Here is a 25,794-nt window from a genome sequence, read left to right on the forward strand (position 1 = left end):
TCCACAATAATTGCAGACGCGGGATACTTGCAAGCGACGGCTATCGCGGGGCTGCCCTATCCTGGACGCAGCCGCTCAGGGACGGAGGAAAGCCATGACAGCGACGGATCCCGCGCTCACCGCCCTCTCCCAGGGCTGGTGCGCCCTGTCTCTGCTGCACGGGAGGATCGAGGCGCACATCGAGCGCGCGCTCCAGGCCGGGCACCGGCTGAGCGTGCGGGAGTACTCGCTGCTCGACGTGCTCAGCAGGCAGCACGACGGCGAGGGGGGCCATCTCCAGATGAAGCAGGTCGCCGACGCGGTCGTGCTCAGCCAGAGCGCCACCACCCGCCTGGTCACCCGGCTGGAGGACCGTGGGCTGCTCGAGCGCTACCTCTGCCCGACCGACCGCCGCGGCATCTACACCAACGTCACGGAGACGGGCCGAGAGCTCCTGGAGGAGGCTCGCCCGACCAACGACTCCGCCCTGCGCGAGGCCCTGGACGAGGCGGCCCTGAACCCCGAACTGGCCCCGCTGGTCCGGGTCGTGGAGTCGCTGCACGCCCCGGCGGAGGGCGCGGGGCTGCCCGCATAGGGTGCGGGCATGGAAGATCTCGAAGGTGCCGGTCCGGATCTCGTCATACGTCCCGCCGTCGCCACCGATGTGCCCGCGATCGTCGCCCTGCTCGCGGACGATCCGCTCGGTGCGCAGCGCGAATCGCCGGACGACCCGGCCCCGTACCTGGCCGCGTTCCAGCGGATCGACGCCGATCCGAACCAGCATCTGGTCGTCGCGGTCCGCGCGGACCAATTGATCGGAACCCTCCAGCTCACGATCGTCCCGGGGCTGTCCCGGCGCGGCGCCACGCGCTCGATCATCGAGGCCGTCCGAATCCACGCGGACGAGCGCGGCAGCGGTCTGGGCAGCCGTTTCATCGAGTGGGCGGTCGCGGAGTCCCGGCGTCAGGGCTGCCGGTTGGTGCAGCTCACGTCCGACGCCTCGCGCACCGACGCCCATCGCTTCTACGAGCGTCTCGGTTTCACGGCGTCGCACGTGGGCTTCAAGCTCGCGCTCTGAGGGCGGCCACCGCCGCAGCCATGGCCACGAGCACGACCACGAGCCACAGCCACAGCCACGGACGCGCTCCGCGGCAGCACGTCCGAGGGGCCCTGTTTCACGTGAAACAGGGCCCCTCGGACGTCACCTCGTTCGCCGTGCCGTCATCCGATCCCCCGCCAGCCCTCCGGGTCGACCCCGCCGGGCACCGGAGCGCCCTCCTCGTACGGCTGGCGGGTGAACACGAACGACCCGAGGTCCAGATGGCTCACCGCCCCGTCGGGTCGGCGTACGGCCCTCAGGAGCTCTCCGGCGTAGTAGCCCTCCAGGCCGGTCCAGGTACCGTCGCCGTTCGCGCGGAACCGGGAGCGCCGGCCTTTGCCGGACAACGGCTCCAACGACAGCAGCCCGTCGGCCGTGAGACGCAGACCGTAGCCGTACGTCCCCCAGTACCACTGCCCGGCGAGTTCCAGCAGCGCCGGATCGACCTCGCGCAGCGGCCGCCACGGCTCGGGAATCCTGGGCTCGGCCTCGGCGACGATCCGCACGAGATCGGCTGCCACGGCGGACAGTTGGGGCCCGGAGGTGCAGTTGGCCAGCACCACGGCGGCGACATCGTCCTCGACGCCGAGGGTCAGGTTCGCGAGGAAACCCGGCAGCGAACCGGAGTGCCCCGCCAGCAGCCGGCCGTCCCGGTACTGAATCTGCATCCCCAGCCCGTACGCGACGCCGTCCGCCACGTCCGCGACCTCCATCGGCGTGGCGGGCGTACGCATCTCCGCCACCGAAGCGGCGCTCAGGACCCGTTCGTCGCCCCGCGTCAGGAAGGCGGCGAACCGCGCCAGGTCGCCCGTGGTGGACCAGAGCTGACCCGCGGGAGCCATCCGGCCGAGATCCTCGGAGGGCTCGGGCAGCAGGGCGTCGGCCCAGGGATGCACGGCCCAGCCCCCGGCGTGCGGCGCCTCGGGTCGACCGCTCGTGCGCAGCAGGCCCAGCGGCTGGAGCACCTCGGCGCGCAGCACGTCCTCCCAGGGCGCCCCGCGCACCTCCTCCACCAGCGCGCCGAGCAGGGTGAAACCCGGGTTGGAGTAGTGGTGGCGACGGCCGACGGGGTGCAGGAAGGGCCGTTCACCGAGCACGTCGGCCAGCTCGGGCCGCACCGAGCCGGGGGTCCGCTCCCACCACGGGCCCGGTGACTCCGCCGCCAGGCCGCCGCTGTGGGCGAGCAGTTCGGCGATCGTGGCCTCCCCCGCTCCGGTGCCCGGCAGATGCTTCTCCAGCGGGTCGGCCAGGTCGAGCAGGCCCTCGTCGCGCAGCCGCAGCACCAGGACGGCGGTGAAGGTCTTGGTGATGGAGCCGATCCGGTACTGCACGTCGTCGTCCGGCGCGTGCCCGTCGACGGAGGTGCGCGCACCCGTCCACACGGCCCGCCCGTCCCGTACGACCGTGGCCACGAGCGACGGCGCCCGCCCCTCGGCCTGCGCCACGGCGACCCGGTGCAGCAGAGCCCGTCGCGTACCGGGAAGCAGCTCTTCCTGAGGTGTTGTCATGGGCCCAGTCCACCTGCCGGGCCACCGCACGTCGAGCCCATTTCGCCGGGCGCGGCCCAGGTCAGGTCTGTGCCATGTCCACGAAGCGCGAGTAGTGGCCCTGGAAGGCGACCGTGATCGTCGCTGTGGGGCCGTTACGGTGCTTGGCCACGATGAGGTCGGCCTCGCCGGCGCGCGGGGATTCCTTCTCGTAGGCGTCCTCGCGGTGCAGCAGGATGACCATGTCCGCGTCCTGCTCGATGGAGCCGGACTCACGCAGGTCGGACACCATGGGCTTCTTGTCGGTGCGCTGCTCGGGGCCACGGTTCAGCTGGGAGAGCGCGATCACCGGGATCTCCAGCTCCTTGGCGAGCAGCTTGAGGTTACGGGACATGTCCGAGACCTCCTGCTGACGGCTCTCGGCGCGCTTGGAGCCGCCGGACTGCATCAGCTGGAGGTAGTCGATGACGACCAGCTTGATGTCATTGCGCTGCTTGAGGCGGCGGCACTTGGCACGGATCTCCATCATCGACAGGTTCGGGGAATCGTCGATGAACAGAGGGGCCGCGGACACGTCGGGCATCCGACGGGCGAGCCGGGTCCAGTCCTCGTCGGTCATGGTTCCGGAGCGCATGTGGTGCAGGGCGACCCGGGCCTCCGCCGACAGCAGACGCATCGCGATCTCGTTGCGGCCCATCTCCAGGGAGAAGATGACGCTGGGCAGGTTGTGCTTGATCGACGCGGCACGCGCGAAGTCCAGCGCGAGCGTCGACTTACCCATGGCGGGACGGGCCGCGATGACGATCATCTGCCCCGGGTGCAGACCGTTGGTGAGGGAGTCGAAGTCGGTGAATCCCGTGGGCACACCGGTCATCTCGCCGCTGCGCGAGCCGATCGCCTCGATCTCGTCGAGCGCGCCCTCCATGATGTCGCCGAGCGGGAGGTAGTCCTCGCTGGTGCGCTGCTCGGTGACCGCGTAGATCTCGGCCTGCGCGCGGTTGACGATCTCGTCGACGTCGTCGTCCGCCGCGTACCCCATCTGGGTGATGCGGGTGCCGGCCTCGACCAGGCGGCGCAGCACGGCGCGTTCGTGGACGATCTCCGCGTAGTACTCGGCGTTGGCCGCCGTGGGCACGGTCTGGACGAGCGTGTGCAGGTACGCCGCGCCGCCGACCTTGTTGATCTCGCCGCGCTTGGTCAGCTCGGCCGCGATGGTGATGGGGTCGGCCGGCTCGCCCTTGGCGTAGATGTCCAGGATCGCCTGGAAGATCGTCTCGTGGGCGGGCTTGTAGAAGTCGTGGCCCTTGATCACCTCGACGACGTCGGCGATGGCGTCCTTGGACAGGAGCATGCCACCGAGCACGGACTGCTCGGCGTCGAGGTCCTGCGGGGGGAGCCGCTCGAAGGAGGGACCCGCACCGTCCCACGCGCCGCCCTCGCGACCACGGTCGTGCTGCTCGTCACGTGTCCGGCCGCCGTCCCGGCGGCGGGTGGCGGGCAGGCGATCACTGGGACCACTGTCGGCCCACGGATCGTCCAAGGGCTCGGAAATGCTCACCGAACCGCCTCCTCCCGTCCGCGCTGCGGACCTCGCCGTGCCTCTTTGTTCTACGGCACAGCACTGACAACTAAGGGACCCAACTCCGGTTGTGGCGCGTCGGTTTTGTGGTGGTTCCGAGGCCTGGGGATGGAAGCGGGCGCCGGACCACGTTAGGCCCGTCGGCACCGTCAGCCAATCTGGTTATCCACAGGCCATGTGGACGACGGCCCCGATGCTGTGGAGAACTCGGCAAAACCTGTGTACGAGTCGGTGGACAGCCCTGTGAACAAGACCTCGGAACTTCCGCGCAACAGTCTCTGACCTGCATCTTTCCCATCCACCGGCTGTGCAGAAGAAAAACTTCCCCAGTCGGCGCAAGATCCCCTCCCACAAGCCGGGCGAGCGCCCGCCACCGAAGGATCAGTAAGGGTCAGTATGGGATTGCATCTCTTACCTGTGGACGATTAGATTAGTGCGTATGACACAGGCTTCCGAAGCGACCCGGGCAACCCGGCGACAGCACGACCGCGAGATCGTGGCACTGGCCGTCCCGGCCTTCGGCGCACTGGTCGCCGAGCCCCTCTTCGTCATGGCCGACAGCGCGATCGTCGGCCATCTCGGCACGGCCCAGCTCGCCGGACTCGGCATCGCCTCGGCCCTGCTCACCACCGCGGTGAGCGTCTTCGTCTTCCTCGCCTACGCCACCACGGCGGCCGTGGCCCGGCGGGTCGGCGCGGGCGATCTGCCGGCCGCCATCCGTCAGGGCATGGACGGCATCTGGCTCGCCCTGCTCCTGGGCGCCGGGGTGATCGTCGTGGCTCTGTCCACGGCACCCGGGCTGGTGGACCTCTTCGGCGCCTCCGACACCGCGGCGCCGTACGCGACGACCTATCTGCGGATCTCGTCCCTCGGCATCCCCGCGATGCTCGTGGTGCTGGCCGCCACCGGGGTCCTGCGCGGACTCCAGAACACCCGCACCCCGCTGTATGTCGCCGTCGCGGGCTTCGTCGCCAACGCCGCTCTCAACGCGGCGCTCGTCTACGGCGCGGGTCTCGGTATCGCGGGCTCCGCGTGGGGGACCGTCATCGCCCAGTGCGGCATGGCCGCGGTCTATCTCGCCGTCGTCATCCGCGGCGCCCGCGAGCACGGCGCCTCCCTGCGCCCTGATGCCGCCGGCATCAGGGCGTCGGCCCAGGCAGGAGTGCCTCTGCTGATCCGCACGCTCTCCCTGAGAGCGATCCTCCTGATCGCCACTGCCGTGGCCGCCCGGCTCGGTGACGCCGACATCGCCGCGCACCAGATCGTGCTGTCGCTGTGGAGCCTGCTCGCCTTCGCCCTCGACGCCATCGCCATCGCCGGTCAGGCCATCATCGGCCGCTACCTCGGGGCGGACGACGCCCCCGGAGCACGGGAAGCCTGCCGCAGGATGGTGCAGTGGGGCATCGCGACGGGGACCGTGCTCGGTCTGCTGCTGGTGCTGGCCCGGCCGTTGTTCCTGCCGCTGTTCACCAGCGACTCCTCGGTGACGGACGCGGCGCTTCCCGCACTGCTGCTGGTGGCGCTCTCCCAGCCGCTCTGCGGCATCGTCTTCGTCCTGGACGGCGTCCTGATGGGCGCCGGTGACGGGCCCTATCTGGCGGGCGCGATGGTGATCACCCTGGCGGTGTTCGCCCCGGCCGCTCTGCTGGTGCCCGTGCTGGGCGGCGGACTCACCGCGCTCTGGGGAGCCATGGCACTGATGATGGCCGTGCGGACGCTGACCCTCTGGCTGAGGGCACGCTCGGGCCGCTGGATCGTGACCGGCGCGACCCGCTGAAGCGGTTTCACGTGAAACAGCGCACCACGGCACGTTTCACGTGAAACGTGCGCTCGGCGCGGAGACGGAAGGCAAGCGAAAGGGGCCGCACCAGGCAGGTGCGGCCCCTCTACGACTGCTCAGCGCGACGATCAGGCCGCGACGACCTCGATGTTGACCTTGGCGGCAACCTCGGGGTGCAGACGCACGGACGTCTCGTGGGCGCCCAGGGTCTTGATCGGCGAACCGACCTCGATGCGACGCTTGTCGACGTCGGGGCCACCGGCAGCCTTGATCGCGGAAGCGATGTCGGCCTGGGTGACGGAACCGAACAGACGGCCCGCGTCGCCCGAACGGACGGCCAGACGGACCTTGACGCCCTCGAGCTGGGCCTTCACAGCGTTGGCCTGCTCGATGGTCTGGATCTCGTGGATCTTGCGAGCGCGACGGATCTGCTCGACGTCCTTCTCGCCACCCTTGGTCCAGCGGATAGCGAACTTCCGCGGGATCAGGTAGTTGCGAGCGTAGCCGTCCTTGACGTCAACGACGTCGCCGGCGGCACCGAGGCCAGAGACCTCGTGGGTCAGGATGATCTTCATGTTTCTGTCACCCTTCCCTTAGCGCGCGGTGGACGTGTAGGGCAGCAGCGCCATCTCACGGCTGTTCTTCACGGCCGTGGCGACGTCACGCTGGTGCTGCGTGCAGTTGCCGGTCACGCGGCGGGCACGGATCTTGCCGCGGTCGGAAATGAACTTCCGCAGCATGTTCGTGTCCTTGTAGTCCACGTACGTGACCTTGTCCTTGCAGAAAGCGCAGACCTTCTTCTTCGGCTTGCGCACAGGCGGCTTCGCCATGGTGTATCTCCTGTGTGATCAAGAAGTTTGGGTACGACCCGCCCTCCGGCCCGGGGGCCTAGAAGGGGGGTTCGTCCGAGTAGCCGCCGCCGGAACCGCCGGAGCCACCGCCCCAGCCGCCGCCGCCACCCTGGTTGCCACCGGCGGGAGCGCCGGAAGCCCACGGGTCGTCGGCCTGCTGGCCGCCCTGCTGGCCGCCACCGGAGCCGCCGCCCCAGCCGCCGCCCTGCTGGCCGCCACCGCCGCCGTAGTTGCCGCCGCCACCCTGGCCACCGCGGCCGGAGGTCTTGGTGACCTTGGCCGTGGCATTGCGCAGGCTGGGACCGACTTCCTCGACGTCCAGCTCGTAGACCGTGCGCTTGACGCCGTCGCGGTCGTCGTAGGACCGCTGCTTCAGCCGGCCCTGCACGAGAACGCGCATGCCCTTCTGAAGCGACTCGGCGACGTTCTCCGCCGCCTGGCGCCAGACCGAGCAGGTCAGGAACAGGCTCTCGCCGTCCTTCCACTCGTTCGTCTGACGGTCGAAGGTGCGGGGAGTGGACGCGATGCGGAACTTCGCGACCGCCGCACCGGACGGGGTGAAGCGCAGCTCGGGGTCATCGACAAGATTGCCGACAACCGTGATGACGGTCTCGCCTGCCATGGGGGAACCTCTCGGCGGGTTTGCTGCTGGCTGCTGGTGCTGCTACTCGAAATCCCGAGAACGACTGAGCGGAGGCTCAGTGGGTCTCGGGACGGAGGACCTTGGTCCGGAGGACCGACTCGTTCAGGTTCATCTGGCGGTCGAGCTCCTTGACGACCGCAGGCTCGGCCTGCAGGTCGATGACCGAGTAGATGCCCTCGGGCTTCTTCTTGATCTCGTACGAGAGACGACGACGGCCCCAGGTGTCGACCTTCTCCACCTTGCCGCCGCCATCGCGGACGACAGAGAGGAAGTTCTCGATCAGCGGGGAGACAGAACGCTCCTCGAGATCGGGGTCGAGGATGACCATCACCTCGTAGTGACGCATGTGGAACCCACCTCCTTCGGACTCAGCGGCCACGGTCGTTCCGTGGCAGGAGGGTTGTGATGCGTACGCAACGGTATCGGCCGCCACTGACAATCGGGGTTCCCTCTCGGGTTCCGCGTCAGGGCATGGGCAGACACCGGTGCAGACGGTACAGAGTACCCGCACACCCGCTTCCGGTTGAAATCCTGCGGTGGGGACCGTCAGTCTGTACGCATCGGGTGTGTATGGCGCTACGATGCGCCGCCTTCCGCAGGAGGTGCCCCATGGCACAGGCATTGCGACCGAACACCGCCGGATCCCTCTTCGCCACCGATGGCAAGGCCCATCCCGTCCAGGACACGCTGATGGCCGTGACCCTGGTGCTGGGTGTGGTGGCCTTCGTCACCGGGTTCTTCGACAACCTGCATCTGCTCGCCTCCTGGGCCGGCCTGGTGGGCATCCTCACCGGCGCCTACGGCCAGTGGATCTCGGAGACCACGCGGGAGCGCTTCGGCCTGATCCTGGGTCTCGGTGCCTCCGGCGTGGGCTTCTTCCTCGGCATGGCCAACGGCGGGCTCTTCTGACAGAAACCACCACGGAACGCCCCGACCGCGGCCTGGCCGGGGCGTTCCTCCCGTACGCACGGTCGGGTCGCGGGCGAGGCGCAGTAGGCTTCGCGCGAGAGCCGGAGCCCCTGAACCCATGGGGACACACCAGCCCGAGGAGCCTCCCGAATGAGCCTGACCCTGAGGACGATCAGCCGCGAGCAGCATCTGGCATACATCCAGAGTCTGCCGTCGGCCAGCCACATGCAGGTCCCCGCATGGGCCGACGTCAAGGCTGAGTGGCGCTCCGAGAACCTCGGGTGGTTCGACGACCGCACCGGCGAGCTGGTCGGTGCGGGCATGGTCCTCTACCGCCAGCTGCCGAAGCTCAAGCGCTACCTCGCGTACCTGCCCGAGGGCCCGGTCATCAACTGGTACGCGCCGAACCTCGACGAGTGGCTCCAGCCGATGCTCGCGCACCTCAAGCAGCAGGGCGCTTTCTCGGTGAAGATGGGTCCCCCGGTGATCATCCGGCGCTGGGACGCGCCCTCCATCAAGCAGGGCATCCAGGACCCGGACGTGAAGCGGCTGCGCGACATCGAGGCCGACTTCATCGAGCCGCGCGCCTTCGAGGTGGCCGACAAGCTGCGCCGCATGGGCTGGCAGCAGGGCGAGGACGGCGGCGCCGGCTTCGGCGACGTCCAGCCGCGCTACGTCTTCCAGGTGCCGCTGGCGAATCGTTCCCTGGAGGAGGTCCACCGGGACTTCAACCAGCTGTGGCGCCGCAACATCAAGAAGGCCGAGAAGGCGGGCGTGGAGGTCGTCCAGGGCGGCTACCACGACCTGGAGGAGTGGCAGCGGCTGTACGAGATCACGGCCGTGCGCGACCACTTCCGGCCGCGCCCGCTGTCGTACTTCCAGCGCATGTGGACGGCCCTCAACACCGAGGACCCCAACCGCATGCGGCTGTACTTCGCGCGCCACAACGGCGTGAACCTCTCCGCGGCGACCATGCTGATCGTCGGCGGGCACGTCTGGTACTCCTACGGCGCCTCCGACAACATCGGCCGCGAGGTGCGGCCGTCCAACGCCATGCAGTGGCGGATGCTGCGCGACGCCTACGCGCTCGGCGCCACCGTCTACGACCTGCGTGGCATCTCCGACTCGCTGGACGAGACCGATCACCTCTTCGGTCTGATCCAGTTCAAGGTGGGCACCGGCGGACAGGCCGCCGAGTACCTCGGCGAGTGGGACTTCCCGCTCAACAAGCTGCTCCACAAGGCGCTCGACATCTACATGTCGCGTCGCTGACCGCGCCACCACACCTTCACCCCCTACACCGCTGCAACCAGAAAGGTTCCGGGTCCGGCCATGGCGCTCACGCTCTACGTCGACACCGCGCGCTGGCGGGCGCACCACAAGCACGTGCAGGAGCAGTTCCCGGGCCTCGTCCCGGTCTGCAAGGGCAACGGCTACGGCTTCGGCCACGAGCGGCTGGCCGAGGAGGCCACCCGCCTCGGCTCGGACGTGCTCGCTGTCGGCACGACGTACGAGGCCGCGCGGATCAAGGACTGGTTCGGCGGCGATCTGCTGGTGCTGACGCCGTACCGACGCGGCGAGGAGCCCGTCCCGCTGCCCGACCGGGTCATCCGGTCGGTCTCCTCCGTCGACGGCGTGTACGGCCTCGTGGGCGCCCGTGTGGTCATCGAGGTCATGTCCTCGATGAAGCGGCACGGCGTCAGCGAGCAGGAGCTGGCGCAGCTGCACTCCGCCATCGAGAACGTGCGCCTGGAGGGCTTCGCGATCCATCTGCCGCTGGACCGCACCGACGGCTCGGACGCCGTCGAGGAGGTCATCGGCTGGATGGACCGGCTGCGCGCCGCCCGGCTGCCGCTGCACACGATGTTCGTCAGCCACCTCAAGGCCGAGGAGCTCCACCGGCTGCAGCAGCAGTTCCCGCAGACCCACTTCCGCGCCCGCATCGGCACGCGGCTGTGGCTGGGTGACCACGACGCCACCGAGTACCGGGGCGCCGTCCTGGACGTCACGCGCGTGGCCAAGGGCGACCGCTTCGGCTACCGCCAGCAGAAGGCGGCCTCGGACGGCTTCCTGGTGGTCGTGGCCGGCGGTACCTCGCACGGCGTGGGCCTGGAGGCCCCGAAGGCGCTGCACGGCGTCATGCCGCGCGCCAAGGGTGTCGCCCGGGCCGGTCTCGCGACGGTGAACCGCAACCTCTCCCCGTTCGTCTGGGGTGGCAAGCAGCGCTGGTTCGCGGAGCCGCCGCACATGCAGGTCTCGATCCTCTTCGTGCCCTCGGACGCGCCCGAGCCCCAGGTGGGCGAGGAGCTGGTGGCCCATCTGCGTCACACCACCACGCAGTTCGACCGGATCGTGGACCGCTGACGGTCCAACAGCAACGCGAAGGGCCGTACACGGATCGCCGTGTACGGCCCTTTCGCTTGGCCCGCGGCCGTGCCGGCGGACTCTCGTGACCCCGCCGGCACGGCCGCTTCCGTTCGTGTTCGCTCAGAGCGAACTACCGTCGCCCGGCTGCTCCTTGCCCCAGTCCACGGTGGATCCGCCGAGCGGAGCGGCATGCCGCGGGGGCCGGGCGGCACCACCCAGGACGAAGACGTCCTCCGCGCCGTCGAGCACGCCTCCCGAGGGGTCGTCGTCGCCGGCCAGGCGCACCACGTCCCGCTCCGGCATCAGGATGTCCCGTACGACCACGGCGCACAGGTAGAGCGTGCCCAGCAGGTGCACGGCGATCGCCCAGTGGTAGCCGTGCGTGGGCAGTCCCTTGTGGGCGTCCCCGCTCGTCGTGTACGCGAGGTACATCCAGATGCCCAGGTAGTACGCCACCTCGCAGACCTGCCAGACGAGGAAGTCGCGCCACTTGGGCCGGGCCAGCACCGCCAGGGGGACCAGCCAGAGCACGTACTGCGGCGAGTACACCTTGTTGGTGAGGATGAAGGCGGCCACGACCAGGAAGGCGAGCTGGGCGAAGCGGGGGCGGCGCGGGGCGGTCAGCGCGAGCACCCCGATACCGACGAAGCAGAGCAGCACCAGCACGGTGGCGGCGGTGTTGACGAAGTCGGTGGTCGGCGGCGTGGTCGAGTTCTGGGCCCAGATGAGCCAGAAGGAGCCGAAGTCCACGCCCCGCTCCTGGCTGAAGCGGTAGAACTTCGACCACCCGTCGAAGGCGAACAGCATCACGGGCAGGTTCACCACGAGCCAGGCGACGACGGCGCCCCCGACGGCCTTCCCGAAGTCCCGCCACTTGCCGGCACGCCAGCACAGCAGGAACAGCGGGCCCAGCAGGAAGACGGGATAGAGCTTGGCGGCCGTGGCGAGGCCCAGGAGGACACCGAAGGCCAGGGAGCGACCGCGGGCCCACATCAGCATCGCCGCGGCCGTCAGAGCGACCGCCAGCAGGTCCCAGTTGATCGTGGCGGTGAGCACGAAGGCGGGCGCCAGAGCGACCAGCAGACCGTCCCAGGGGCGCCGGGCGTGCGTACGCGAGACGCATACGGCGATGACGGCCGCGCAGGCCATCAGCATCCCCGCGTTGACCATCCAGTACCACTGCTCCTGGTGCTGGAGGGTGCCACTGCCCGGCGTGAGCCAGGCGGCCACCTCCATGAACACACCGGTGAGCACCGGGTACTCGAGGTAGTCCATGTCGCCGGGCAGCTTGTCGAAGTACGGCACCAGCCCGTCGGCGAATCCGCGGCCCTGGTAGAGGTGCGGGATGTCCGAGTAGCAGGCGTGCGTGTACTGCGTGCTGGCGCCGAAGAACCAGCCGCTGTCGTAGCAGGGCGCCTTCTGGATCAGACCGAGGGCGAACATGCCGATCGCCACGAGCACGACGACCCGCACGGGGGTCCACCAGGTCGTGCCGAGCAGCGCACGCCGTCCGATCGGTCCACCGATCAGCTCGCTGCCGCGCGCGGCGATCTCGTCCTCCCGCGTGGGCCGTACCGTCTCGGCCTCGGCCTCGGCCTCGTGAACGCTCGCTGGCGTCGATTCTGCACTGGGCATGGGCACATCCTGCCGTACGTGTCTGGGAATACGCCGAGGGCCGCCGCACCTGGTCGGTGCGGCGGCCCGTGTTTCACGTGAAACACCCGCAGCGGGCGAAAACCGGCTAAGGGGTCCGGGTGGCGCTAATTGTTCCCGCCACCGGTCACGAGGCCGCCGTTGCCGTTGCCTCTGGTGGTGGTGCCGGTCGACTCCGTGGCGCTCGGTGAAGAGGACGTACCGCCGTCGGTGGTTCCTCCGTCGGTACCTCCGTCCGTCGAGTCGCACTTCCACGAGTTGAACGCGTTGCAGGTGTCCGTCGCGGTGGGTGTCGGCGACTCGTACGTCTCGCTGGGCGTGGCACTCGGCGACTCCGTGGCCGTCTCGCTCGGCGTGGCGCTGACGGTCGGGGTCGGCGACGGGGCGCCGGACTCGTCATCGACGACACCGATCTTCTCGGCGTCGGGGAAGCCGCTGTCCGACTTGCCGTCCAGAGCGACCTTCATGTACTCGGTCCAGATCGACGTCGGGATGTCACCACCGTGGATGGACTCGACGCCCGCGGTGCCGTTCATGGAGAGCAGCTTGTGGTCCTTGGGGTCCTCGCGGAACATCGCGACCGAGGTCGACAGCTGCTGGGTGTAGCCGACGAACCAGGCCGACTTGTTGCTGTCGGTGGTACCGGTCTTGCCGGCCGCCGTACGGCCCAGGGCCAGGGCGTTCTTACCCGTACCGTTCTTGATGACGTTCTCGAGGGTGTCGGTGACGTTGTTCGCCACGTTCTCCGGCATCGCCTGCGTGGCCTTCGCGGGCTTGGTGAAGCTGGGCACCGGCTGACCGTCGTGGTTGACCGAGGTCACCGAGTACGGGTCCGTGTGCTTGCCCGACGCGGCGAACGTCGAGTAGGCGTCGGCCATACGGATCGCACTCGGGGTCGAGGTGCCGATCGCGAAGGACGGGTTCAGCGTGGAGAAGCTCGCGTCCAGGATGCCCGACGCCTTGGCGACGTCCCGCACCTTGGTCATCCCCACGTCCATGCCCAGCTGCACGAAGGGCGTGTTGATGGACTGCTCCATCGCCTTGCGCAGCGTGATGTAACCCCAGGCGTGGTCGCTCTCGTTGCGCTGCCGGAAGATCGACTGGTCCTTGTTCAGGTAGTACGAGCCGTCGGCGTTCTTGACCTTGAGGTTGTCGTTGCCGTTGTACTTGGCCAGCGGCGACAAGCCATCGGGACTGGTCTTGGCCGTGCCGTACTCCATGGCGGCCGCCAGCACGAACGGCTTCCACGTCGAGCCGACGGGGACACCGGAGGTGTCGGCGTTGTTCGTGAAGTGGCCGTTCTCGTAGCCGTCACCGCCGTAGAGGGCGACGATCGCTCCGTCGTTGGGCACCACCGACGCGGCACCGAACTGCACGTTCTTGTCGAGGTCGCGCTTCTTCGGGTCGAGGCGCGCCTTCTGGATCTTCTTGACGGCGGCGCTCAGAGCGTTGACGTCCTTCTTCACGAAGGTCGTACGGATCTGGTAGCCGCCCTGGTCGAACTGGGCCTCGGTGATGTCGGAGTGGGCCAGGACGTACTTCTTGGCCGTGTCCGCCAGGTAGCTGATCTGGCCGGTCATGCCCTTGGTCGCCTTGCGGCCGTCGGGCATCGGGTACTTCTTGATCGCCGTCTGGTACTTGGCGTCGGTGAGGTGCCCGTCCTTGTGCATCTCCTCGAGGATCCAGCTCCAGCGTTCCTCGGAGCGCTCACGGTTGGCCTTGGGCGTGGCCGTGCTGTCGAGGCTCTCGTTGCCCGCGGGGTCGTAGTACGTCGGACCCTTGAGCAGAGCCGCGAGGAAGGCGCACTGGCTGTCCGTCAGCTTCACCGCGTCCACGCCGTAGTAGGTCCGGGCGGCGGCCTGGATGCCGTAGGCGCCACGGCCGTAGTACGAGGTGTTCAGGTAGCCCTGGAGGATCTGCGACTTGGAGAGCTTCGTGCCCACCTTGATGGAGATGAACATCTCCTTGAACTTGCGCGAGATCGTCTGGTCCTGGCTCAGGTAGGTGTTCTTGACGAACTGCTGGGTGATCGTCGAACCACCCTGCGTCTCACCACCGCGCGCCATGTTGACCAGGGCTCGGGCGATACCCGTGGGGTCGACACCGGAGTCCTGGTAGAAGCTCTTGTTCTCGGCCGAGATGACCGCGTACTGCATGGACTTCGGGATCTGGTCGATGGTGACGTTCTGCCGGTTCACACCGGTGCCGGTCGCCACCATCTGTTCACCGTTGGACCAGTAGTAGACGTTGTTCTGCGACTTGGCGGCGTCGTTCTCGCTGGGGATGCCGACCATCGCGTACGCGACGCCGACCATCGCCACGAGGCTGCCGAAGAAGAAGATGCTCAGTCCGGAGACGAGCTTCCACGACGGCACCCATCGACGCCACCCGTACTTGTCGAAGCGCGGGTAGTCGATGATCCGCTTCTTGCCGGGGCCCTGACCGCCGTTACCTCCGCGTCCCGGGCCGTTCGGGCCACCGGGACCACCGGGTCCACGGCGGCCGTTGTCCGCCGCTCTGCGGCGGTTCCCTGTGCTTCTCTGAGCCGCGCGCCGGGCCTCGGCCCGGCCGGCGTACGGACGCTCGTCGTCTTCATGGGCACTCGGCCCATAGGAATCGGAAGGAGATCCGGTGGCGCCACGCGGATCCGCGCGGCGGCCGGAGGACGAGCCGGACTGGCCGCGTCGGGCCGCGGCACGTCCGCCTCCCTGCGGCGGCGGCGGTTTGCGACGGTGCTCGCTCATCGAACGATTACTCCTCGGGCAGGCGCACCCTTGCGCGCCTGGAAACGGCGGCTGGTTTCCGGTCCCCCCGAAGTACGGATGTGGTCGGTCTCTCATTCACCCGTACTGCACCGAGGCCGAGGACGTCCCCAGGCGTCACTCGGTTCCCGGCGGTATGCATGCCGCACAGGCTACGCGCCGTCAAAACCTGCCTAGCCCCGAACTTCACCCCAAATCAGGCACTTTGCCGCCGACGAATCAGTGATGTGATCCCGTTCACCCTCCCCCCTCTTGTCGCATCCGCAAGGTCGTTCTATCGTGCTGATGTATCGAGTCGATACATCAGCGCGAGATAAGCGGTTCCGAGACCGAGAGGAGGCGACCATGAGCCGGCGTTCCGGCATCCTCGAGTTCGCCGTACTCGGTCTCCTCCGCGAGTCCCCGATGCACGGCTACGAGCTGCGCAAGCGCCTCAACACGTCACTGGGCGTGTTCCGCGCGTTCAGCTACGGGACGCTGTACCCCTGCCTGAAGACGCTGGTCGCCAACGGCTGGTTGATCGAGGAGTCGCACAGCGGCCCCGAGGACGCCCTCGCCGCTCCACTGGCCGGCCGCCGCGCCAAGATCGTCTACCGGCTGACGGCGGACGGTAAGGAACACTTCGAGCAGCTCCTGTCCCAGACGGGCCCGGACGCGTACGAGGACGAGCACTTCGCCGCGCGCTTCGCCTTCTTCGGGCAGACCTCGCGCGATGTGCGGATGCGGGTGCTCGAGGGCCGCCGCAGTCGGCTGGAGGAGCGCCTGGAGAAGATGCGCGCCTCGCTGACGCGGACCCGGGAACGACTCGACGACTACACGCTTGAGCTCCAGCGCCACGGAATGGAGTCCGTGGAGCGCGAAGTGCGCTGGCTGAACGAGCTCATCGAGAGCGAGCGGGCCGGGCGGGACCTGAAAGGTCCTGCTTCCGGGGGGTCCGCTCAGCAGGACACATCCAATGGATCGACGGGCGTCCTGCCCCGGCCCGGGGACGCCCCCAGGACGGATGCGCCCGGCGAAACCGCCACGTGATGGCCCATTCAGGGCGTCACCCGTACACACAGGGAGCAACCGGAATGGGTTCGGTTCGCGTAGCCATCGTCGGCGTGGGCAACTGCGCCGCCTCGCTGGTTCAGGGCGTCGAGTACTACAAGGACGCCGACCCGGCGACCAAGGTCCCCGGCCTGATGCACGTGCAGTTCGGCGACTACCACGTCGGTGACGTCGAGTTCGTCGCCGCGTTCGACGTCGACGCGAAGAAGGTCGGCCTCGACCTCTCCGACGCCATCGGTGCCAGCGAGAACAACACCATCAAGATCTGCGACGTCCCGAACAAGGGCGTCACGGTCCAGCGTGGTCACACCCTGGACGGTCTCGGTAAGTACTACCGCCTGACCATCGAGGAGTCCGCCGAGGCCCCGGTCGACGTGGTCCAGGTCCTCAAGGACCAGCAGGTCGACGTTCTCGTCTGCTACCTGCCCGTGGGCTCCGAGGACGCGGCGAAGTTCTACGCCCAGTGCGCCATCGACGCCAAGGTCGCCTTCGTCAACGCCCTCCCGGTCTTCATCGCCGGCACCAAGGAGTGGGCGGACAAGTTCACCGAGGCCGGCGTGCCGATCGTCGGTGACGACATCAAGTCGCAGGTCGGCGCCACCATCACGCACCGCGTGATGGCGAAGCTGTTCGAGGACCGCGGTGTCCGTCTCGAGCGCACCATGCAGCTCAACGTCGGCGGCAACATGGACTTCAAGAACATGCTCGAGCGTGACCGCCTCGAGTCGAAGAAGATCTCCAAGACGCAGGCCGTCACCTCCCAGATCCCCGACCGGGACCTCGGCGAGAAGAACGTCCACATCGGCCCGTCCGACTACGTCGCCTGGCTCGACGACCGCAAGTGGGCGTACGTCCGCCTCGAGGGCCGCGCCTTCGGTGACGTCCCGCTGAACCTGGAGTACAAGCTCGAGGTCTGGGACTCCCCGAACTCCGCGGGTGTGATCATCGACGCGCTGCGCGCCGCGAAGATCGCCAAGGACCGCGGCATCGGCGGCCCGATCCTGTCGGCCTCCAGCTACTTCATGAAGTCCCCGCCGGTCCAGTACTTCGACGACGAGGCCTTCGCCAACGTCGAGAAGTTCATCAAGGGCGAAGTCGAGCGCTAAGCACCGCGAACGCTCCTGCCAGGGCTGAAAGGGTCCCCGGGTATCTGCCCGGGGACCCTTCCCATATGTGAGGCTGTGCCCCATGTCCGTCGCGCGCGACCTGCGGGTCCTGCTCCGCCTTCGGAACTTCCGGCGGCTGCTCGCCGTACGGCTGCTCTCCCAGGGCGCCGATGGGGTCTACCAGGTCGCGCTGGCGGCCTACGTGGTGTTCTCACCGGAGAAGCAGACCTCCCCCGCGGCGATCGCCTCGGCCATGGCGGTCCTGCTGCTGCCCTACTCGCTGGTGGGCCCGTTCGCCGGTGTCCTCCTCGACCGCTGGCGGCGGCGCCAGGTCTTTCTGTACGGCAATCTGCTGCGCTCCGTGCTGTCGGTGGCGACGGCCCTGCTGATGCTCAGCCCGGCGCCCGACTGGCTGTTCTACCTCTCCGCCCTCTGCGTCACCGCGGTCAACCGCTTCGTCCTGGCCGGCCTGTCCGCCGCGCTGCCCCGGGTGGTGGACAGCGAGCGCCTGGTGACGGCCAACTCCCTCTCCCCGACGGCCGGCACGCTGGCCGCCTCCGTGGGCGGCGGACTCGCCTTCGTCGTCCGGCTGGCGGTCGCGGACACCGACGCCGCGGTGGTGCTGCTCGCGGCCGCCCTCTACCTGTGCGGAGCGTTCGCGTCGCTCTCCCTGGCGCCGGAACTGCTCGGGCCGGACCGCGCGATGGTCCAGCCCCGGCTGCGCGAGGCACTCGCGGGCACCAGCCGCGATCTCGCCGCGGGCGTACGGCATCTCGCGGCGCCCGGCCGACGCGCGGCCGCCTGGGCGCTCCTCGCGATGACGCTGATGCGCTTCTGCTACGGCGCCCTGCTCGTCATGCTGCTGATGCTGTGCCGCTACACGCTGACCTCGACCACGGACGACGGGCTCCGGCTGCTCGGACTCGTCCTGGGTGTCTCCGCGGCCGGATTCTTCGCCGCCGCGGTGATCACCCCCTGGGCCGTCGAGCGCCTCGGGCCGGGCCGCTGGATCGCCGTCTGCGCCGGATCGGCGGCCGTCCTGGCACCCGCCCTCGGCCTGTCCTTCGCCACGGTGCCGCTCCTCGCCGCGGCGTTCGTCCTCGGCGTCACCACGCAGGGCGCGAAGATCGCGACCGACACGATCGTGCAGTCCACGGTCGACGACGCCTTCCGGGGCCGGATCTTCTCCGTCTACGACGTGCTGTTCAACGTGGCGTTCGTGGGCGCCGCCGCGGTGGCCGCCCTGATGCTGCCGCCGGACGGGAGATCGGTCGTGCTGGTGGTCGCCGTCGCTCTTGTGTACAGCGTGGTTGCGGCGACTATGGCCCGTTTTGAGCGCGGCCGAGTGTCACATCAGTGACACAGACACCCCCCTTGGTCGGTGGCATGTCAGACCGGCCGGATACCTTACGTGGGTCTTATCTCGCGCACAGCGCATCCACATTCCTTGGGGGACCCCCGTGACCGTTCCGCCGCCTCCGCAGGGCCAGAATCCATACGCCCAGACGCCTCCGCCGCCCGCGGGGCAGCAGCCCGGCCAGCCGTACCCGCCGCAGCAGCCGTACGCGCCGTTCCCGCAGCAGCAGGGCGCCCCGCTGCCGCCGGCGCCCGTGCCGCCCCGCAAGGGCGGAAAGAAGGCGCTGCGGGTCATAGGCTCGATCGCTGTCGTGCTTGTCGTCGCCCTTCTGAAGTTCGGCGCCTTCTTCGGCATCAGCTGGTTCTTCGACCGCGACGACGCGGAGAAGACCTCTGTCGGCTCCTGCATGCACAACGACGGCACCTACTCCAGCCCCGACCTCAACGAGGTCGACTGCTCGTCGAGCGACGCCCAGTACAAGGTTCTCCAGAAGTTCGATGACTCGAGCGACGAGGACAAGTGCAAGGCGGTCACGGACTCGACGATCTACTACGTCCAGTCCGGCAACGGCCACGACGTGGTGCTGTGCCTGAAGGAGACCAAGTAGTCACCGGCACCAGGCAAGCAAGAGGGGCGATGTTTCACGTGAAACATCGCCCCTTCTACATGTCCGCCCCAGCCTCGGTCCGGACGCGGTCCTGTTTCACGTGAAACATGGGACCCGACCACCCGGCCTCGACCTCAGTTCTGCTCGGCCCACCACTCCTTGAGGGCGGTCACCGCAGCGTCGTAGCCCATGGGGCCGTGTTCCAGGCGCAGCTCCATCATGTGCGAGTACGCCTTGCCGACGACCGGTCCGGGGCGGACGTCCAGGATCTGCATGATCTGGTTGCCGTCGAGGTCCGGGCGGATCGCGTCCAGCTCCTCCTGCGCCTGAAGCTCGGCGATCCGCTCCTCCAGGCCGTCGTACGCCCGGGAGAGGGCCGCGGCCTTGCGCTTGTTGCGCGTGGTGCAGTCGGAGCGGGTCAGCTTGTGGAGGCGGTCGAGGAGCGGGCCGCCGTCACGGACATAGCGGCGGACCGCCGAGTCCGTCCATTCCCCGGTGCCGTAGCCGTGGAAGCGGAGGTGGAGTTCGACCAGGCGTGAGACGTCCTTCACGAGCTCGTTGGAGTACTTGAGCGCCGTCATCCGCTTCTTGGTCATCTTCGCGCCGACCATCTCGTGGTGGTGGAACGAGACCCGGCCGTCCCCCTCGAAGCGGCGGGTGCGCGGCTTGCCGATGTCGTGCAGCAGGGCGGCCAGCCGGAGGGTGAGATCGGGGCCGTCCTGCTCCAGCGCGATGGCCTGCTCCAGAACGATCAGCGAGTGGTCGTAGACGTCCTTGTGCCGGTGGTGCTCGTCGCTCTCCAGCCGGAGCGCCGGCAGCTCGGGCAGGACCCGGTCGGCGAGGCCGGTGTCGACGAGCAGGCTCAGGCCCTTGCGCGGGTGCTCGGAGAGGATCAGCTTGTTCAGCTCGTCCCGGACCCGCTCGGCCGACACGATCTCGATGCGGTCGGACATCTCCTTCATCGCCGTGACGACCTCGGGGGCGACCTCGAAGTCGAGCTGGGCGGCGAAGCGGGCGGCCCGCATCATGCGCAGCGGGTCGTCCGAGAAGGAGTCCTCGGGGGTCCCGGGGGTGCGCAGCACGCGGGCGGCGAGATCGCCGAGTCCGTCGTGCGGATCGACGAACTCCTTCTGCGGGAGAGCCAGCGCCATCGCGTTCACGGTGAAGTCCCGGCGGACGAGGTCCTCCTCGATGGAGTCGCCGTACGACACCTCAGGCTTGCGTGAGGTCCGGTCGTAGGCCTCCGACCGATAGGTCGTGACCTCGATCTGGTAGCCGTCCTTCTGCGCACCCACCGTGCCGAAGGCGATCCCCACCTCCCACAGGGCGTCCGCCCACGGCCGCACGATCTTCAGTACGTCCTCGGGACGGGCGTCGGTCGTGAAGTCCAGGTCGTTGCCGAGCCGGCCGAGCAGCGCGTCCCGGACCGAACCGCCGACCAGGGCGAGCGAGAACCCGGCCTGCTGGAAGCGGTGGGCGAGGTCGTCGGCGACCGGAGCGACCTGTAGCCGCTCGCTCACGGTGCGCTGCCGCTCCTGACTCGGGGCGGTGGTGGGGGTGTCTTCGTTGGCGTTCGGCACAACAGAAGAGGGTACGTGCCCCGGGCCGCTCACTGCTTCTGCAATACCCACGCGGGTAGACCGCCGTATATCCGGGCAAGGCGAGTTCCTGTGACTTTCACCCCGTGTCCTCTGGATACGGGTACATAGAGGACGCGAGACGGTGCCGCCCCGATCTTGTGGGCCGGTCCGCGGCACTTCCCCTCAGCGCGCATCGTTACCATGCGTGGACGCACATGGGGACGACCAGACGACCACTGACGACGAGGGACGGGCGAGCGCGTGGCCGAGGCGGCAGACTTCCAGGGGATGAGTCCCTCACCTGCCCGCCGCTGGCTGCGGCGCACCGGGGCATTGCTCGCCGGAGCGCCGCTGCTGGTCGGCCTGCTCCAGCTGCCCGCCGCCACGGCCGCCCAGGCCGCTCCAGAGGCGTCCCCGAAGGCGGCGTCCGGCTCCAGCACGGTCTCCGTCTCCCTGGACACCCTGAGCCCCAGCGCGCCGACGGACGGGGACACCCTGACCGTGTCCGGCACGGTGACCAACAACGGCAAGCAGACCGTCACCGACGCCCACGTGGGCCTGCGGGTGGGTCCCTCACTGACCACGCGCTCGGAGATCGACAACGCCGCCAAGCGCACCGGCTACACCCCGGGGGCCGACCCCGAGGAGGTCGGCGACAAGTACCAGGAGAAGTTCTCCTCGCTCACTCCCGGGGTCGCCGAGCACTTCAGCATCTCGGTGCCGGTCGACAAGCTCGATCTCGGTGACGACGGGGTGTACCAGCTGGGCGTCTCCCTCACCGGTGAGACCTCCGCGCAGCCCTGGGAGCAGGTCCTCGGCATCCAGCGGACGTTCCTGCCCTGGCAGGCCGACGAGGCCGACACCAAGACGAAGACGACGTTCCTGTGGCCGCTGATCTCCACCGTCCACATGACGGCCGAGTCCGGACCCGGCGACAAGCAGACCCCGGTCTTCACCAACGACGACCTGGCGAAGGAGATCTCCCCGGGCGGCCGGCTGAGCGAGATGCTGTCGCTCGGCAAGGGCCTCGACGTCACGTGGGTGATCGATCCCGACCTGCTGGCGTCCGTCGACGCGATGACGGGCACCTACAAGATCCGCAACAGCGACGGCACGACCACCGTCGGCACGCACCAGGCGGTCGCCAACCAGTGGCTGGCCGCGTTGCAGGAGGCGGTGACCGACCAGGAGGTCGTCGCGCTGCCCTTCGCCGACCCCGACCTCGCCTCGCTCGCCCACAACGGCACGAGCACCACCGGTTCGCTGAGCCAGCTCAAGGCCGCCACCGACGTGGCCGCCGACACCGTCGAGACGGTGCTGCACGTCAAGCCCCGCACCGACTTCGCCTGGCCCGTCGAAGGCGCCGTCGACCCCTCGATCGTCAAGGTCGCCACCTCCGCGGGCGCGGACAAGGTGATCGCGCGCAGCGACAGCCTCCAGGAGTCCGGCAGCCTGTCCTACACGCCCTCGGCGGCCCGTCCGATCGGCGGCGGCACCACCGCGGTGGTGGCGGACGCCCGGATGTCCACGGCCTTCCAGGGCGACCTGACCCGGGCCGGGGCCAGCACGCTCGCGGTGCAGAAGTTCCTCGCCGAGAGCCTCTCCCTGAACCTTCAGGTCGACAAGGGGCGCAGCATCGTCGTCGCCCCGCAGCGGATGCCGTCGGCGAGCCAGGCCCAGGCGATGGCCGCGGCGATCAGCGCGCTGCAGAGCGGCAACTGGTCCGAGTCGCAGAGCCTCGGCTCGGCCGCCAAGGCCAAGCCGGATCCGGGTGCCAACTCCCACGTCCCCTCGACGTCCGCCTACCCGTCCTCGCTGCGCAAGCAGGAGCTGCCGAGGACGGCCTTCGAGCAGATCGCGACCACGCAGGACAAGCTCGACAACTTCAAGGTCATCCTGACCGACGAGTCCCGGGTGGTGACCCCGTTCGGGCGGGCCATCAACCGGGAGATGGCCACGTCCTGGCGGGGCCGGGGCAGCGAGGCCGCGGCCTTCCGCGAGAACGTGGAGAGCTATCTCGACGATCTCTCCCAGCAGGTCAAGCTGATCGACAAGTCGGAGGTCAAGCTCTCCGGCCGCAGCGCGACCATCCCGGTCACCGTGCAGAACAACCTGGTGCAGGGCGTGCAGCACCTGGTGCTGCGGCTCACCTCGACCAGCCCCCGGCTCACCATCGGCGGGCACCCGTACATGGAGCAGCCGGTGGCCGTCTCCGGCGGGCACAGCCAGACGGTGAAGTTCACCACCTCCGCCAAGGCCAACGGCCCGGTCTCCGTGATCGCCCAGTTGTACACGGAGGACGGCCAGGAATACGGTCAGCCCGTCAAGTTCGACGTGCAGGTCACGGAGATCACGGCCACCGTCATGCTGGTCATCGGCGGCGGCGTGCTGCTGCTGGTCCTCGCCGGCTTCCGGATGTACACCCAGCGCAAGCGGGCGGCCGCCCGGGACGCGGAGCAGGGCGGACCCGACGGGAGCGAGGGGGGCGAGGCGGACCCGCGGAACCCCGAAGGTCCCGGAGACCGTCCTGAGGACCAGTCCGGCGTGTCGCCTCAGGACGACGACCCGGAGCAGCCGAGTGACCCGACACCGGACACCGCACCGGAAAGCGCCGACCCGTCCCGGACCGGTGAGAGAGTTGACCGTTGAGCGATGTCGTGGCCGGTGGGCCGGGGACGATGAGGTGGGGTAAGCATGAACGCGCCGTACGAAGGTGACCGTGGCCAGGCCGCGGGCAGCTCGGGCTTCCCCGAGGGCCCGCCGCCGGAGCACGGTCAGCTGCCGCCGCAGCCCCCCGCCGACATGTACCTCCAGGACGCCTACGACCAGGACCCCTACCGGGCCCAGGACCTCTCCGCGCAGGACCCGGTCGCCGAGGCGCTCTACGACCGTGCCGCGCACCCGCCGCCGGCCCCGGGCAGCTACGAGCCCCAGCAGCCGCTGTACGGCCGTCCGCAGAGCTCGCCGCACGCCCCCGACCCGCGTCTGTGGGCGCGGACCCCTGCGCCGGAGCCCTCCGGGCCGAGCCGGCACCTGCCGCACGGCGACGACCCCCGCACCACCCAGTACGTGGGCGTGGACGACCTGGTCAGCAACTCCGGCGAGGAGAACCACGAGCCGGACGCGTTCGCCCATCTCTTCCGCGACCAGCAGCAGGGCGGTCCCCGGCCCCCGATGGACTCCGCGGCCGTCCCCGGCCCGTCGGCGGCCCCGGGCGGGCCGGGACCGGCTCGGCAGAGCCCGATCCCGGCCGCCGCGCCCGCACCCGGGCCCGCCGAGTCGACCATGAACCTCACGGTCACCCCCGCCGCCCCCGCGGCGAAGAAGGCCGGCCGCGCCTCGGGGCTGCTCAAGTCGAGCGCCGTGATGGCCGCGGGCACGATGGTCTCCCGGCTCACCGGCTTCGTCCGCTCCGCGCTGATCGTCTCGGCGCTGGGCATCGGCCTGCTCGGCGACACCTTCCAGGTCGCCTACCAGCTGCCGACCATGATCTACATCCTGACCGTCGGTGGCGGTCTCAACTCCGTCTTCGTGCCGCAGCTGGTGCGGGCCATGAAGGAGGACGAGGACGGCGGCGAGGCCTACGCCAACCGCCTGCTGACGCTGGTGATGGTCGCGCTCGGCGCGCTCACGGCGGTCGCGATCCTGTGTGCCCCGCTGCTGATCCGGGTGCTGTCGAACTCGGTCGCGAACGACCCCGCGGCCAACGAGGTCGGGGTCACCTTCGTCCGCTACTTCCTGCCCTCGATCTTCTTCATGGGCATCCACGTGGTGATGGGCCAGGTCCTCAACGCGCGCGGCAAGTTCGGCGCGATGATGTGGACGCCGGTCCTCAACAACATCGTCATCATCGTCACCCTCGGCGCCTTCATCTGGGTGTACGGCACCGCCTCCAGCTCCGGCATGAAGGTCGACACCATCCCGGCCGAGGGACAGCGCCTGCTCGGGATCGGCATCCTGCTCGGTCTGGTCGTCCAGGCCCTGGCGATGATCCCCTACCTGCGGGAGACCGGTTTCCGGCTGCGGCTGCGGTTCGACTGGCGGGGCCACGGCCTCGGCAAGGCCGCGACCCTCGCCAAGTGGACCGTGCTGTTCGTTCTCGCCAACCAGGCGGGTGCCCTGGTGGTCTCCCAGCTGTCCACCTCGGCGGGCAAGGACTCCTCGGTCGACGGCACCGGCTTCTCCGCCTACGCCAACGCCCAGCTGATCTGGGGCCTGCCCCAGGCCATCATCACGGTGTCCCTGATGGCGGCCCTGCTGCCGCGCATCTCGCGCTCGGCCGCCGAGGGCGACAGCGGTGCCGTCCGGGACGACATCTCCCAGGGCCTGCGGACCACGGCCGTCGCCATCGTGCCGATCGCCTTCGGGTTCCTCGCCCTCGGCATCCCGATGTGCACGCTGATCTTCGGCTCCTCGGGCACCAGCGAGGCGACCAACATGGGCTTCATGCTGATGGCCTTCGCCCTCGGCCTGATCCCCTATTCGGTCCAGTACGTCGTCCTGCGTGCCTTCTACGCCTACGAGGACACCCGCACCCCCTTCTACAACACCGTCATCGTGGCCGCGGTCAACGCGGGCGCCTCGTGGCTGTGTTACATGCTGCTGCCCGCCCGCTGGGCGGTGGTCGGCATGTCCGCCGCGTACGGCCTCGCCTACGCCATCGGAGTGGGCGTCGCCTGGCGGCGGCTGCGGGTGCGGCTCGGCGGCGGGGACCTCGACGGGGTCCGTGTCATGCGGACGTACGCCCGTCTCTGCATCGCCTCCGTACCGGCCGCCCTCATCAGCGGCGCGGCCTGCTACGGGATCGGACACTCCATCGGTCAGGGCGTCGTCGGCTCGTTCGCCGCGCTGCTGGTCGGTGGCGCCCTGCTTCTCGGGGTCTTCTTCGTCGCCGCGCGGCGCATGCGCATCGAGGAGCTCAACTCGCTCGTCGGCATGGTGCGCGGGCGGCTGGGGCGCTGAGGAGGGGGTAAGCGCACAACCAT

Annotated in this window: 21 protein-coding genes; 12 read left to right on the forward strand and 9 right to left on the reverse strand. The window is 69.2% G+C overall.

Annotated elements, in window-relative coordinates; translation table 11 throughout:
• The first annotated feature begins 94 nt into the window (after positions 1-94).
• Positions 95-574, forward strand: a complete 480-nt coding sequence (locus tag WN71_RS03480) for a MarR family winged helix-turn-helix transcriptional regulator (RefSeq protein WP_046583705.1) — start codon at positions 95-97, stop codon at positions 572-574.
• 9 nt (positions 575-583) lie between these two features.
• Positions 584-1,057, forward strand: a complete 474-nt coding sequence (locus WN71_RS03485) for a GNAT family N-acetyltransferase (protein WP_046583704.1) — start codon at positions 584-586, stop codon at positions 1,055-1,057.
• Between the two features lie 143 nt (positions 1,058-1,200).
• On the opposite strand, the gene WN71_RS03490 is transcribed toward WN71_RS03485, so the two are convergent.
• Both WN71_RS03490 and dnaB read right to left on the reverse strand, forming a co-directional pair.
• Complete coding sequence (locus tag WN71_RS03490) at positions 1,201-2,586, reverse strand: serine hydrolase domain-containing protein (RefSeq protein WP_046583703.1); 1,386 nt, start codon at positions 2,584-2,586, stop codon at positions 1,201-1,203.
• Positions 2,587-2,647: 61 nt separating this feature from the next.
• Positions 2,648-4,123, reverse strand: coding sequence for a replicative DNA helicase (dnaB, locus tag WN71_RS03495; protein WP_046583702.1), 1,476 nt, complete (start codon positions 4,121-4,123; stop codon positions 2,648-2,650).
• Between the two features lie 460 nt (positions 4,124-4,583).
• Between dnaB and WN71_RS03500 the strand changes: the two genes are divergently transcribed.
• Complete coding sequence (locus WN71_RS03500) at positions 4,584-5,921, forward strand: MATE family efflux transporter (RefSeq protein ID WP_046583701.1); 1,338 nt, start codon at positions 4,584-4,586, stop codon at positions 5,919-5,921.
• A gap of 131 nt (positions 5,922-6,052) precedes the next feature.
• Here WN71_RS03500 and rplI read toward each other — a convergent pair whose 3' ends face one another.
• The 4 genes from rplI to rpsF form a co-directional block, all read right to left on the reverse strand.
• Positions 6,053-6,499 (reverse strand): 50S ribosomal protein L9, encoded by a 447-nt coding sequence (gene rplI / locus WN71_RS03505; RefSeq protein WP_046583700.1) that lies wholly within the window; start codon positions 6,497-6,499, stop codon positions 6,053-6,055.
• An 18-nt stretch (positions 6,500-6,517) separates the two neighbouring features.
• Positions 6,518-6,754, reverse strand: a complete 237-nt coding sequence (gene rpsR, locus WN71_RS03510; protein WP_003949403.1) for a 30S ribosomal protein S18 — start codon at positions 6,752-6,754, stop codon at positions 6,518-6,520.
• Between the two features lie 58 nt (positions 6,755-6,812).
• Positions 6,813-7,397: a single-stranded DNA-binding protein gene (locus tag WN71_RS03515; protein WP_046583699.1), complete on the reverse strand. Its 585-nt coding sequence runs from the start codon at positions 7,395-7,397 to the stop codon at positions 6,813-6,815.
• A 76-nt stretch (positions 7,398-7,473) separates the two neighbouring features.
• Positions 7,474-7,764, reverse strand: a complete 291-nt coding sequence (rpsF, locus tag WN71_RS03520) for a 30S ribosomal protein S6 (RefSeq protein WP_019324683.1) — start codon at positions 7,762-7,764, stop codon at positions 7,474-7,476.
• Between the two features lie 263 nt (positions 7,765-8,027).
• Between rpsF and WN71_RS03525 the strand changes: the two genes are divergently transcribed.
• From WN71_RS03525 to WN71_RS03535, 3 genes are all read left to right on the forward strand, one after another.
• Positions 8,028-8,327: a hypothetical protein gene (locus tag WN71_RS03525; RefSeq protein WP_046583698.1), complete on the forward strand. Its 300-nt coding sequence runs from the start codon at positions 8,028-8,030 to the stop codon at positions 8,325-8,327.
• Positions 8,328-8,477: 150 nt separating this feature from the next.
• Positions 8,478-9,599 carry a peptidoglycan bridge formation glycyltransferase FemX gene (femX, locus tag WN71_RS03530; RefSeq protein WP_046583697.1) on the forward strand — a complete coding sequence of 374 codons (1,122 nt, stop codon included), beginning with the start codon at positions 8,478-8,480 and terminating at the stop codon, positions 9,597-9,599.
• A 60-nt stretch (positions 9,600-9,659) separates the two neighbouring features.
• On the forward strand, positions 9,660-10,691 hold the full coding sequence (locus tag WN71_RS03535) for an alanine racemase (protein WP_046583696.1): 1,032 nt from the start codon (positions 9,660-9,662) through the stop codon (positions 10,689-10,691).
• 123 nt (positions 10,692-10,814) lie between these two features.
• On the opposite strand, the gene WN71_RS03540 is transcribed toward WN71_RS03535, so the two are convergent.
• Positions 10,815-12,329: a glycosyltransferase family 87 protein gene (locus tag WN71_RS03540; protein ID WP_046583695.1), complete on the reverse strand. Its 1,515-nt coding sequence runs from the start codon at positions 12,327-12,329 to the stop codon at positions 10,815-10,817.
• Between the two features lie 125 nt (positions 12,330-12,454).
• Positions 12,455-14,722, reverse strand: coding sequence for a transglycosylase domain-containing protein (locus WN71_RS03545; RefSeq protein WP_046583694.1), 2,268 nt, complete (start codon positions 14,720-14,722; stop codon positions 12,455-12,457).
• Positions 14,723-15,454: 732 nt separating this feature from the next.
• Here WN71_RS03545 and WN71_RS03550 point away from each other — a divergent pair.
• The 4 genes from WN71_RS03550 to WN71_RS03565 all read left to right on the forward strand — a co-directional run bounded on the left by WN71_RS03550 (position 15,455) and on the right by WN71_RS03565 (position 19,229).
• Positions 15,455-16,138, forward strand: coding sequence for a PadR family transcriptional regulator (locus WN71_RS03550; RefSeq protein ID WP_046583693.1), 684 nt, complete (start codon positions 15,455-15,457; stop codon positions 16,136-16,138).
• A 44-nt stretch (positions 16,139-16,182) separates the two neighbouring features.
• Positions 16,183-17,265, forward strand: coding sequence for an inositol-3-phosphate synthase (locus tag WN71_RS03555; RefSeq protein WP_046583692.1), 1,083 nt, complete (start codon positions 16,183-16,185; stop codon positions 17,263-17,265).
• Positions 17,266-17,347: 82 nt separating this feature from the next.
• A complete protein-coding gene (locus WN71_RS03560) occupies positions 17,348-18,625 on the forward strand; it encodes an MFS transporter (protein ID WP_046583691.1) in 1,278 nt (425 codons plus the stop codon).
• A 100-nt stretch (positions 18,626-18,725) separates the two neighbouring features.
• Positions 18,726-19,229 carry an LppU/SCO3897 family protein gene (locus WN71_RS03565; protein ID WP_046583690.1) on the forward strand — a complete coding sequence of 168 codons (504 nt, stop codon included), beginning with the start codon at positions 18,726-18,728 and terminating at the stop codon, positions 19,227-19,229.
• A 134-nt stretch (positions 19,230-19,363) separates the two neighbouring features.
• On the opposite strand, the gene WN71_RS03570 is transcribed toward WN71_RS03565, so the two are convergent.
• Positions 19,364-20,809: a CCA tRNA nucleotidyltransferase gene (locus WN71_RS03570; RefSeq protein ID WP_046583689.1), complete on the reverse strand. Its 1,446-nt coding sequence runs from the start codon at positions 20,807-20,809 to the stop codon at positions 19,364-19,366.
• A gap of 261 nt (positions 20,810-21,070) precedes the next feature.
• On the opposite strand from WN71_RS03570, the gene WN71_RS03575 reads away from it, so the two are divergent.
• The gene (locus WN71_RS03575) at positions 21,071-23,458 is read left to right on the forward strand and encodes a DUF6049 family protein (protein ID WP_046583688.1); all 2,388 of its coding nucleotides are present in this window, start codon (positions 21,071-21,073) and stop codon (positions 23,456-23,458) included.
• Positions 23,459-23,503: 45 nt separating this feature from the next.
• Entirely contained in the window at positions 23,504-25,771 is a 2,268-nt protein-coding gene (gene murJ, locus WN71_RS03580) for a murein biosynthesis integral membrane protein MurJ (RefSeq protein WP_046583687.1), read from the forward strand.
• The last annotated feature ends 23 nt before the right edge of the window (positions 25,772-25,794 follow it).

Source organism: Streptomyces mangrovisoli (genome assembly GCF_000974985.2).
GTDB classification, from domain to species: Bacteria; Actinomycetota; Actinomycetes; order Streptomycetales; family Streptomycetaceae; genus Streptomyces; species Streptomyces mangrovisoli.

Bases quoted from the DNA above. Each gene is read 5' to 3' on its own strand.
- WN71_RS03480 (WP_046583705.1), top strand. From the start codon at position 95: ATGACAGCGACGGATCCCGCGCTCACCGCCCTCTCCCAGGGCTGGTGC.
- WN71_RS03485 (WP_046583704.1), top strand. From the start codon at position 584: ATGGAAGATCTCGAAGGTGCCGGTCCGGATCTCGTCATACGTCCCGCC.
- WN71_RS03490 (WP_046583703.1), bottom strand. From the start codon at position 2,586: ATGACAACACCTCAGGAAGAGCTGCTTCCCGGTACGCGACGGGCTCTG.
- WN71_RS03500 (WP_046583701.1), top strand. From the start codon at position 4,584: ATGACACAGGCTTCCGAAGCGACCCGGGCAACCCGGCGACAGCACGAC.
- rplI (WP_046583700.1), bottom strand. From the start codon at position 6,499: ATGAAGATCATCCTGACCCACGAGGTCTCTGGCCTCGGTGCCGCCGGC.
- rpsR (WP_003949403.1), bottom strand. From the start codon at position 6,754: ATGGCGAAGCCGCCTGTGCGCAAGCCGAAGAAGAAGGTCTGCGCTTTC.
- WN71_RS03515 (WP_046583699.1), bottom strand. From the start codon at position 7,397: ATGGCAGGCGAGACCGTCATCACGGTTGTCGGCAATCTTGTCGATGAC.
- rpsF (WP_019324683.1), bottom strand. From the start codon at position 7,764: ATGCGTCACTACGAGGTGATGGTCATCCTCGACCCCGATCTCGAGGAG.
- WN71_RS03525 (WP_046583698.1), top strand. From the start codon at position 8,028: ATGGCACAGGCATTGCGACCGAACACCGCCGGATCCCTCTTCGCCACC.
- femX (WP_046583697.1), top strand. From the start codon at position 8,478: ATGAGCCTGACCCTGAGGACGATCAGCCGCGAGCAGCATCTGGCATAC.
- WN71_RS03535 (WP_046583696.1), top strand. From the start codon at position 9,660: ATGGCGCTCACGCTCTACGTCGACACCGCGCGCTGGCGGGCGCACCAC.
- WN71_RS03540 (WP_046583695.1), bottom strand. From the start codon at position 12,329: ATGCCCAGTGCAGAATCGACGCCAGCGAGCGTTCACGAGGCCGAGGCC.
- WN71_RS03550 (WP_046583693.1), top strand. From the start codon at position 15,455: ATGAGCCGGCGTTCCGGCATCCTCGAGTTCGCCGTACTCGGTCTCCTC.
- WN71_RS03555 (WP_046583692.1), top strand. From the start codon at position 16,183: ATGGGTTCGGTTCGCGTAGCCATCGTCGGCGTGGGCAACTGCGCCGCC.
- WN71_RS03560 (WP_046583691.1), top strand. From the start codon at position 17,348: ATGTCCGTCGCGCGCGACCTGCGGGTCCTGCTCCGCCTTCGGAACTTC.
- murJ (WP_046583687.1), top strand. From the start codon at position 23,504: ATGAACGCGCCGTACGAAGGTGACCGTGGCCAGGCCGCGGGCAGCTCG.